The sequence below is a fragment of the Actinotalea sp. JY-7885 genome (assembly GCF_014525465.1).
GTDB lineage: Bacteria > Actinomycetota > Actinomycetes > Actinomycetales > Cellulomonadaceae > Actinotalea.
The window spans coordinates 1-10,273 of record NZ_JACEXH010000122.1 but is presented as its reverse complement, the minus strand read 5'-3'; the positions used below and the strand labels follow the sequence as shown (position 1 = coordinate 10,273).

The 10,273-nt window shown below is 76.5% G+C and carries 6 protein-coding genes and 1 pseudogene; 2 read left to right on the top strand and 5 right to left on the bottom strand.

Translation table 11 applies throughout. The annotated features are described in order from the left end of the window. From murJ to IDM29_RS11560, 3 genes are all read right to left on the bottom strand, one after another. Positions 1-2,524: murein biosynthesis integral membrane protein MurJ (gene murJ / locus IDM29_RS11570; protein ID WP_309232724.1), on the bottom strand; the 2,524-nt coding region annotated here is incomplete at its 3' end. Further along, the gene (locus IDM29_RS11565; RefSeq protein ID WP_182112544.1) at positions 2,521-4,674 is read right to left on the bottom strand and encodes a DUF6049 family protein; all 2,154 of its coding nucleotides are present in this window, start codon (positions 4,672-4,674) and stop codon (positions 2,521-2,523) included. The genes IDM29_RS11565 and murJ, both read right to left, overlap by 4 nt. An 8-nt stretch (positions 4,675-4,682) precedes the next feature. Next, positions 4,683-5,246 (bottom strand): NUDIX hydrolase, encoded by a 564-nt coding sequence (locus tag IDM29_RS11560; RefSeq protein WP_182112543.1) that lies wholly within the window; start codon positions 5,244-5,246, stop codon positions 4,683-4,685. Positions 5,247-5,323: 77 nt separating this feature from the next. Between IDM29_RS11560 and IDM29_RS11555 the strand changes: the two genes are divergently transcribed. Both IDM29_RS11555 and IDM29_RS11550 read left to right on the top strand, forming a co-directional pair. After that, positions 5,324-6,853: a CCA tRNA nucleotidyltransferase gene (locus tag IDM29_RS11555; protein WP_182112542.1), complete on the top strand. Its 1,530-nt coding sequence runs from the start codon at positions 5,324-5,326 to the stop codon at positions 6,851-6,853. A gap of 25 nt (positions 6,854-6,878) precedes the next feature. Then, positions 6,879-7,409 carry a pyrimidine dimer DNA glycosylase/endonuclease V gene (locus IDM29_RS11550; RefSeq protein ID WP_220457986.1) on the top strand — a complete coding sequence of 177 codons (531 nt, stop codon included), beginning with the start codon at positions 6,879-6,881 and terminating at the stop codon, positions 7,407-7,409. 7 nt (positions 7,410-7,416) lie between these two features. Here the strand turns inward: IDM29_RS11550 and IDM29_RS11545 are convergent, their stop codons facing one another. After that, a complete protein-coding gene (locus tag IDM29_RS11545; protein ID WP_309232723.1) occupies positions 7,417-9,543 on the bottom strand; it encodes a SpoIIE family protein phosphatase in 2,127 nt (708 codons plus the stop codon). A 10-nt stretch (positions 9,544-9,553) separates the two neighbouring features. Continuing rightward, positions 9,554-10,273: pseudogene (locus tag IDM29_RS11540) on the bottom strand (MFS transporter); the annotation flags it as partial.

Genomic DNA, 10,273 nt, shown 5'->3' with positions numbered 1-10,273 from the left:
GGACGCGCGCCGCGGCCGCGCGCGGCGGGACGACCGCCGGCGCCGCGGGCGTCGTGGCGGGGGTGTCCGCCGGGACGGCGGTGACGGCGCCCCACGGCTCGAGCTCGCGGACCAGCTCGGCCGGACTGTGCGGGCCGTCGTCGTGCGGACCGAGGGTGACCGCGCACAGCGTGTCGAGGTCGTTCGGGACGTCGGGCGCGAGCGCGACGGGCGGGACGGGCGTGCCGTCCTCGTCGGGCGGCGCGGCGATGCCGGCGTCGGGCATGGCCTCGCGGTGCGGCCACCGCCCCGTCAGCGCGAGGTACAGCAGCGCGACGAGGCCGACGGTGTCCGCGCGGGTGGTCGACCGTGCGTCGCCGGGGCCGCCGCCGAGGATCTCACCGTCGATGCCCAGGCCGGTGACGACGACGCCGCCCGCGGGCGTGATGCGCACGGCCGACGGGCGCAGCGCGAGGTGGTGGAGGCCGCGGCGTCGGGCGACCTCGAGCGCGACGGCCGCCTCGCCGACGATCGCCCGCGCCTGGTCCGCCGGGAGCGGGCCGGACGCGACGGCGTCGGCGAGCGTGCGGCCCGTGAGCGGCTCGGTGACGGTGTAGGCCAGGCCCTCGTGGTCGCCGACGTCCAGGACGCGCAGCAGGCGCGGGTCGGTCACGAGGGCGGCGCGGCGCGCGGCGTCCTGCGCCTGGGCGACGCGTCCGGCGCGGAGCACGAGCGCGCGCACCGGGCGGTCGAGGATCTGGTCGTGGGCGTCCCACGCCTCGACGTCGGGCAGGTCGGTGGCTGCGGACCGCTCGAGGCGGTACCTGCCGGCGAGCAGGGTGCCCTGCTCCACGACGACGTCCACCCGACCATCCCCTCGTCCGTCCGTGCGGTCCTGGCGAGTGCCGTCCCGGCCGGCCCGCCCGCCCATGCTACGGCCCAGGCGTGCCATCAGCGGGGCCGCCAGGCGGGCGACGTCGTCCACGCCGAGCAGGCGCAGGCCGCCGAGGTAGATCGCGAGCATGACGGAGCCGACCAGGACGCACAGTCCTGCGGCCTGGAGGAACCCGAGCCGGCCCAGGTCGCCGAACAGGAGGCTCAGCGGCCAGCCGACGGCGGTCGCCACGCCGGCGCTGAGGACGGCGCGGGCGTGCATCGACGCGGCGCGCCGCCCGGTGCCGCCCACCCGCCGCCGGACGAGGACGCCGCCCCACACGGCTCCCAGCACGTAGGACGCCGCGATCGAGGCGCCGGCCGTGACGGTCCACCACCGCGCGGGCAGCACGGCCGCGCCGAGCATCGTCCCGCCGGCGACGACCCCTGCCATCGCCACCTGCACCCAGAAGAGGCTCCGCGCGTCCTCGAACGCGTAGTACACGCGCTGGCACAGGGACCACGCGCCCAGCGCGGACAGACCGAAGAGCAGCGCGACCACCACGGGGGCGAGGGCGCCGAGCTCGCCCGGCGACGCGGAGGGGAACACGACGCGGACCAGCGGCAGGGCGAGCACGGCCAGGACCGCCGTCGCGATGACCGTGAAGACGCCGATGGTGCGCAGCCCGCTGGAGAAGTCCTCGCGCACCGCCCGGCGGTCGTCGGCCGCGGCGTGGCCGGACAGGCGGGTGAAGAACGCCGTGAGGAGCGAGACCGTCACGAGCGAGTGGGGCAGCATGAAGACGGTGAAGGCGAGCGAGTAGGCGTTGTTGCCCGCCACGTCCGCCTCGAACTCCTGGGCCGCGGACGAGGTCACGCGCATCACGGCGAGGATGCCGAGCTGGCCGACGACGAGCGCGGCGAAGGTCCACCCGGCGACCCGGCCGGCGCTGCCCAGGCCGGCGTTGCGCCAGTCGAACCGCGGCCGGAAGCGGAACCCGATGCGGCGCAGGGGCACCAGGAGGACGAGCGCCTGCACGACCACGCCCAGCGTCGCGCCGCCGGCCAGGAGCGCGACGTGGCCGGCGTCCCAGGTGGTGGGGTCGTCGAACCCACCGCCCTCCTGGTACCTGCCGAACGCGGCGATGAACACGCCGAGCGATCCGATGGCCACGACGTTGTTGACGACCGGCGCCCACATGTAGGGGCCGAAGCTCTCCCGTGCGTTGAGGACCTGCCCGAGGAGCGTGTAGAGGCCGTAGAAGAAGACCTGCGGGAGGCACCACACCGCGAAGGTCGTGGTGAGCGCGACGAACTCGGGGTCCTTGTCGCTGACCACCAGGCGCACCACGAGCGGTGCGGCGACCGTGATCACGACGGTGAGGGCGAGCAGCAGCGAGATCGAGATCGTCAGCAGTCGGTCGACGTACTGCTGCCCGTCGCGCTCGCGGTAGGCGCGCACGATCTGCGGCACGAGCACCGCGTTGAGCACCCCGCCCGCCACGAGCATGTAGAGCATGTTCGGCAGCCAGTTCGCCGCGGCGAACGCGTTGGCCGCGGGGGCGTTGAGGCCGATCGCCGCCACGAGGACCGCCGCACGGACGACGCCGAGCACGCGTGAGGTGGCCGTGCCCGCCGCCATGATGGCCGTGCTGCGGCCGATGCTGCTCACGGTGCCGCCCGCCCCGGCGTCCCGCTGGGCTCGAGCTCGTCGGACTCCTCCTCCGGCGAGAGGGCGTCGGGCCCGGCCACCACCGGGGCCGCGCGGGCGGCGGTCCGGCCGCGCCGGATGGTGCGGACGATGCCCAGGACCAGGCCGAGGGCCAGGAGCCCGCCGAGCACCGCGGCACCGATCCCCTCCCACTCGGCGCGCACCCGGACCGTGAGGACGGTGCGGTCGTCCAGCACGACGCCGTCCCCGGTGCGCAGCTCGACGGTGACGGGGACGTCGGCGCTCTGCACGGCGTGCACCGGCAGCAGCACCTCCCGCTGGCCCTCGCCCGGGACCGTGACGGTCACGGCCTCGTCGGCGACGAGCCGGGGGTCGCTGGGCCGCAGGGCGACGACGACCGTCACGGGCTGGTCGAGCGTGTTCTCCACGACGACGGGCAGCTCGCCGGTCGTCGAGACGAGGAAGACGTCGCTGCCGGGGCGCACGGTGACGGCGTCGCGCAGGGCGTCCGTACGTGCCACCGCGGCCGCGACCACCTGGTCCCGCCCGTCGGGGTCGTCGCGCCAGGCCACCGACAACGGCGTGAGGCGCTCGAGCTCCAGGTCACCGACCAGCGCCGCCGGGCGCTCGGCGACCGACGCGAGCGCGACGCGCTGGTCGAGCGTCTGCTCGAGGGTCGAGATCAGCGCCGGGGAGATCTCCGCCGTGGCCACCTCCCGCTCCGGGAGCCGGCCGCGGTCGACGGGCTCCACGGTCGCGAGCTCCGCGATCGGTGCGGTGCGCACCCAGGGGGCCGCCTCGAGCGCCTCGAGCTGGGCGCCGACGAGCGCGGGGTCCGGGTCCCAGTGCCGCGACGCCGAGATCAGCACGTGCCTCGCGTCGTTGGGTCGCTCGCGGGTCAGCACCGCGAGCTCGGCGAGCAGGTCCTGGGCCGCCGTCGTGGGCGTCAGCTGGTCGGGCCGTGTCTCGTCGTCGAGGCGCTCCTGCACGGTGCCGGTCTCGAGGGCGGCCGAGAGCCGCTCGTCGGGCACGAGCACGGTGACCTCACCGGCGGCGGTCTCGACAGTGCTGCGGGCCGACGGCGTGTAGCTCGTCTCGGCCGCGGGCGACAGCGCACCGGGTGCGACGACCATGAGCCCGCCCGTCCCCGCGAGGGCGGCCGTCTCGGCGTCGGGTGTCGGGTTGGCCGGCAGGACGAGGCGGTTCAGCCCCGGGTCCGGGACGCCAACCTCCTGCGCGGTCAGCGCGGAGCGGGCGACCGCGGCGTCCCAGAGGCTGGTCGAGCCGGAGTGGGCGATCGCGGACGGGTCCACGTCGGCGAACGGCAGCAGGGCCACCTCGTGGTCCGCGGCCGCACCGAGCAGCCGCTCGGCCCAGGCGGGACCCGCGGGGGCGGCGCCACCGGCCGCACGCTGGACCAGCCACGGGTCGAGGAGCCAGGTGATCTCCGGCCGGTCCGCGGTGGCGTTCAGCAGCGTCGTGAGCCGGCCACCCGGGCGGGTGAGGGCGGTGAGCAGCGTGTCGGTGCCCGGCTCGCTGCCGGCGGCCGGTCCCACGACGGGGACGGCGAGGGAGACGCTCGTCGGGGTGACGTCCTGCTCGGGGAACCAGATCGTGAACGTGCGGGCCAGGCCCTGCCGGCGGCGGACGTCGTCCTGGCGGTCGACGACCTCCACGGCGAGCCCGCGCGGTCCCCAGGAGGCGCTGGTGCGCAGGCCGACGGACGCGGCGGGCACGGTGACGGTGAAGGGCAGGGCGGCGCCGGGGGGCACGGCCTCGGTGAGGTCCACGGTGAGCACGCCGCGGCCCGACGGCTCGGTCGTGTCGGCCTCGCGCCACTCGTCGAGCTCGGTGCGCGAGGCGAACGCCGACCGCTCGAGGTGCACCACGACGCGCGGGATCTCGAGAGTCGCGTCTCCGGTGTTGCGGATCGTCCCCGAGACGACGAGGTCCTGGCCGGGCTCGAGGATGCCCGTCACCGCGTCCAGCTCGATGCTCAGCGGCAGGTCCTCGCGCTCGGACGCGGTCGTGGCCGGACCGGCGGGAGCACCGCCGGCCGGCTGGGCGGCGGCGACGGCCGGCGCGCCCAGCAGCGCCGCGAGCAGCGCGGAGCCCACGGCCGCGCGCCGGACGACCGACCGCGCCCTCATCCCTGGGCTCACCCGGCCTCGCCGGCGAGGAGCTGGGTGGCGGCCTGGGCCAGCCGGCGCTCGTTCGGGTACGCGAGCCGCTCGGGCAGCGCGGTCAGCGCCACCCAGGCGACCTCCTCGGCCTCCTGGTCGGGGTCGCCGTCGACGCTCAGGACGCCGCCGCGCGCGTGCAGGAGGAAGTGGTGGACGACCTTGTGCACGCGGCGGTCGTCACCCGTGAACCAGTAGTCGATGGTGCCGAGCGCTCGCACGACCTCGCCGCGGATGCCCGTCTCCTCCGCGATCTCCCGCACGGCCGCCTCGGCCGGGGTCTCCGTGCCCTCGAGGTGCCCCTTCGGCAGGCACCACTCGAGCCGCCCGGCCCGGTTGCGGCGCGCGATGACGGCGGCGTGCGGCGCCCCGGCGTCCTGGCGCACCACGAGCCCGCCCGCGGAGGTCTCCTCGACGACCGGCAGGGTGTGCACCGGGCGCCGCGAGGCGGCCGTGCGGTCGGGGGCCTGGATGCGCAGCGCGTGGCCCCCGGGCGGTGCGGGCACGGGGCCCGGCCGCGGGTGAGGGACGGCGCTCGACATGGCGCCACTGTAACGACCAGGGCTGGGGCGGGACCGGACGGCGGCGGGCGCTGCCGCATCTGGCACGCTGGTGTCCCGTGTCCACTCCTCTCCCGCCGACCTCGCGACCCGCTGCCACTGCGCCTGCCACCACGCCCGACCCGGGCGCCCTCGCGGCGCTCCAGCGCCGCGCGCTGACGGTCATCGCCGAGCTGGCCCCCGCCGCGGTGGAGCTCGGCGAGGCCTTCGCGCGAGAGGGCCACGAGCTGGCCCTGGTCGGCGGCCCCGTGCGCGACGCCTTCCTCGGCCGCGTGAGCAGCGACCTCGACTTCGCGACCTCCGCGACCCCGGACCAGACGCAGCGCATCCTCGCCGCGTGGGGCGACGCGCACTGGGACATCGGACGCGAGTTCGGCACCATCGGCGCCCGGCGCTTCGCGCGCGGCGGGGGTGCCGACGTCGTCGTGGAGGTCACGACCTACCGCACGGACGAGTACGACCGCACCTCGCGCAAGCCGGTCGTGGCGTTCGGCGACACGCTCGAGGGCGACCTGTCGCGGCGCGACTTCACCGTCAACGCGATGGCGGTCCGGCTGCCGTCCCTGACGTTCGTCGACCCCTTCGACGGCCTCGCGGACCTCGCGAAGCAGGTGCTGCGCACGCCGGTGACGGCCGAGCAGTCGTTCGACGACGACCCGCTGCGCATGATGCGCGCCGCGCGGTTCGTGGCCCAGCTCGGGTTCGCGCTCGCCCCGGACGTCCGCACCGCGATGGAGCGCATGTCCGACCGGATCACGATCGTGTCCGCGGAGCGGGTGCGCGACGAGCTCGTCAAGATCATGCTCGCGCCGGACCCGCGCCCGGGCCTCGAGGTCCTGGTCGAGACCGGCCTGGCCGACCACGTGCTGCCCGAGCTGCCGGCGCTGCGCCTGGAGATCGACGAGCACCACCGGCACAAGGACGTCTACCAGCACTCGCTCACGGTGCTGGCCCAGGCCATCGACCTCGAGACGGGCACGCACGAGCACCCGACGGGTCCGGTGCCCGGTCCCGACCTGGTCCTGCGGCTCGCCGCCCTGCTGCACGACGTCGGCAAGCCCGCGACGCGCCGCTTCGAGTCGGGCGGCGGGGTGAGCTTCCACCACCACGAGGTGGTGGGGGCCAAGCTGGCCGCGCGCCGGCTCAAGGCGCTGCGCTTCGACAAGGAGACGGTGCAGGCCGTGGCGCGCCTGACGGAGCTGCACCTGCGGTTCCACGGCTACGGCGAGAGCGGCTGGACGGACTCGGCCGTGCGCCGCTACGTCACCGACGCCGGGCCGCTGCTCGAGCGCCTGCACCGGCTCACGCGCTCGGACTGCACGACGCGGAACCGGCGCAAGGCCGAGCGGCTGTCCTTCGCCTACGACGACCTGGAGCGGCGCATCGCGGAGCTGCGCGAGCACGAGGAGCTGGCCGCCATCCGGCCCGACCTCGACGGCGAGCAGATCATGGCGATCCTCGGCATCCCGCCCGGCCGCGAGGTGGGGCAGGCCTACCGCTTCCTGCTCGACCTGCGCATGGAGCACGGGCCCCAGGACCCGGCCGAGGCCGAGCGGGCGCTGCGCGAGTGGTGGGCGGCGCGCGGCTGAGCGCCGCCGGGGTGAGGCTGGGCCCATGAGGCTCTGGTCGGTCCACCCGCGCTACCTCGACCGCCAGGGGCTCACGGCCGGCTGGCGCGAGGCCCTGCTCGCGCAGAAGGTGCTCACCGGCACCACGCGCGGGTACCGCAACCACCCCCAGCTGCGGCGCTTCCGCGTGGGCGAGCCCGGCCCCGTCGCGCCGGGCGGGCCGCCGCTCGACGTCGGGGCACCGATCCTGACCTTCCTGCACGCGCTCGCGGACGAGGCGGCCCGGCGCGGCTACTCCTACGACCGGACGCGCGTGCTCGGACCGCCCGACGCCGCCCTGCGCCTCGACGTGACGCAGGGGCAGCTGGCGCACGAGTGGGACCACCTGCGCGCGAAGCTCGCCGCCCGGAGCCCCGACGTCCTCGCGCGCTGGCGCGACGTCGAGGTTCCCGAGCCGCACCCGCTCTTCGTGGTCGTGCCCGGGCCCGTCGCGGACTGGGAGGTCGTCACGGACGGTGGACGGCCCGGTGGGCGGCCGGGCGGACGGCCGGGCGGACGGGCCGGGCCGGGAGCCTGACGGCGGCTCAGTCCGGCTCGGCGTCCCGCCGCACCACCAGGACGCAGACGTCGTCCTCGTGCTCGCCGCCCGCGAGCGTCGCGACCAGGTGGTCGCAGATGCCGCGGGCGTCCATCCCGTCGGGCATCGCCTCGAGCGTCGCGCGCAGCTCGGCGATCCCGCGCCGCAGCGGACGGCTGCGGCGCTCGAGGAGGCCGTCGGTGTAGACGACCAGCACCGCGCCGGGGGGCAGGTCCACCGCGGCCTCCACGACGGGCCGGCCGGGCACCGGGACCCCGACCGGGGTGGTCAGCGCGCCGTCCAGCTCCCGCACGACGCCGTCGGCCGTGCGGACGAACGGCGGCGGGTGACCCGCGCGGGTGTAGCGCAGGGTCGAGCCCTCGAGGCGCAGGTAGACGCAGGTGGCGATGTCGGCCATGCCGAGCCCCTGGACCAGCTCGTCGAGCCGCGCGACGACCGTGCCCGCGTCCTGGCCGGACCACGCGTAGGAGCGCAGGACCGACCGCAGCTGGCCCATGGACGCGGCGGCGTGCAGGTCGTGCCCCACGACGTCGCCCACGGCCAGGCCGACGGCGCCGTCGGGCAGCGGCAGGACGTCGAACCAGTCGCCCCCGACCTGGGCGCGGTCGAGGGCCGGGACGTAGGCCGCGGCGACGTCGAGGCCGGGGATCTCGGGCAGCTCGGGGAGCAGGCTGCGCTGGAGCGTCACCGCGGCCTCGCGCTCGCGCTGGTACAGGCGCACGTTGTCGAGGCCCACGCCGGCGCGGTGCCCGAGGTGCGCGGCCGTGATGACGTTCTCCTGCAGCAGGTCGTGCCGGTCTCGGACGACCAGGACCAGGACACCCAGCACGCCGTCACGGGCCCGCAGCGGCACCACGAGCGCGCTGCCCAGCCCGAGGCGGTGGAGCAGGGCGAGCTGGCGCGGCGTCGTGCGGGCGGCCAGGGACGCCACGTCGACGGGGGAGGCCACCGGGACGTGTCCGGCCGGGCTCGCCAGCGCGTGCGCGATGCGCGGTGAGCGCGTGAGCCAGCCGAGGTCGGCGCGCTCGAGCTCCGCGGCGTCGATGGCGTCGACCGGGTCCGCCGCGACGATGTGCAGGCCGTCGAACCTGCCGCGCTCGTCCACGACGGCGACGAAGCCCCACGACGCGAGCCGCGGGACGGCGACCTGGGCGAGCGCCCGGACCGCGTCGGTGTAGTCGAGGTGCTCCGCGAGGGTCTGGCTCACCTCCGCCAGCAGGTGCAGGCGGCGGCTCGAGACCCGGGCCTCGTCGAGCGCCGCCTCGCGCGCGAGCAGCGCCTGCACGCGCTCGGTGACGTCGGCCTGGATGCCGACGTGGTGCGTCACGTGGCCGTCGGCGTCCAGGACGGGACTGATGACCACCTGGTTCCAGAACGGCGTGCCGTCGGCGCGGTAGTTGAGGAGCGTGTCCGCGACCGTGGTGCGGGCCTCGAGCGCGGCGCGGATGCGGGCCACGACCTCGCGGTCGGTGTCAGGGCCCTGCAGGAAGCGGCAGTTGGTGCCGATGACGTCCTCGGCCCGGTAGCCGGTGACGCGCTCGAACGCCGGGTTCACCCACACGATCGGGTCGCCGGGCTGGGTGGGGTCCGTGATCGTGAACGACACGCTGCTCGCGACCGCAGCGCGGGCGTGGACGTCGGTGCCCAGGTCCGGCATGGCGGCCGCCGCGGTCCGCGACCGCAGCGGCAGCAGGACGACCAGCGCCTGGTGCGCGAGCGGGGCGGGCGCGCCGGCGAGCGGCACGCCGACGACCCAGAGCGCCTCGCGCAGGGCGGAGTCGCCGGTGGCCCGCTCCGCGCTGACCTGGATCCCGCGCGACGGCGCCTCGCGCGCGATCGTCGCGAGCGTGCGCAGGCCCTCGTCGAGCCCGAGGCCGTCCTGGGTCCGGAGCCCGGCGGCGCGGGACCACTCGGCCAGCGGGGCCGGGAGGCGGACGTCCGGGGCGAGCTGGGTCGCGAGGAGGTTCGCGAACACGACCGTGCCCGCGTCGAGGTCGACGAGCAGGGTGGCCGCCGCCTGCTCGTGCGCCCCCTCCGGCAGCGCCAGGGCGTCGACGACGGCGCGCGCCGCCAGGTCGGCGAGGGCGTCGGCCTGGCCCGTCGGCTCGCTCACGCGGCCGATCCTAGAGCGGGACGGCGTCCGACCCGACGTGCCGGGCGGCCGCCGCGGCGGCCCGCGCGACGCCCAGCCGCAGCAGGACCGCCGTGACGACGTAGGCGACCGCGAGGGCCGCGAAGGCGGGGCGGGACCAGCCCGTGTCCGGCAGCACGGCGGCCGCGAGGGCGGCGGCGCCCACGAAGGCGGCGTTGTAGAAGACGTCGTAGAGCGCGAACGCGCGCCCGCGGAACTCGTCGTCGGTGTCGCGCTGCACGATGGTGTCGACCGCGATCTTGGTGCCCTGGGCGGCGAGGCCGAGCAGGACGGCGCCGACCAGCACCGCGGTCCGCTCCACCGTGACGGCGAGCAGCACCTGGCTGCCCGCGCCGATGCCGAGGCAGACGACGATCCACTGCTCCGGGGTGAGGCGCTGGTGCGCGAGGGGCGTCAGGATGACGGCGCCCGCGAAGCCCACGGCCGACGCGCCGAGCACGAGCCCGAACGTCGCGAGCCCGGCCGCGCTGTCGGCGGGGTCGGAGAGCAGGTTCCGGGCGATGAGGATGCTCGCGATGAACGTCACGCCGTAGATGAAGCGGTGCGCCGCCATGACGCCGAGCGCCATCGCGGGGGTGCGCCGCGCGACGAGGTGACGCGCGCCCGCGCCGAGGCCGGCGGCGACCTCGCGCAGCTTCGCGCGCAGCTCGTCCGCACCGGCGCGGCGGGTCGGGCCGAGCTGGTCCGGGCC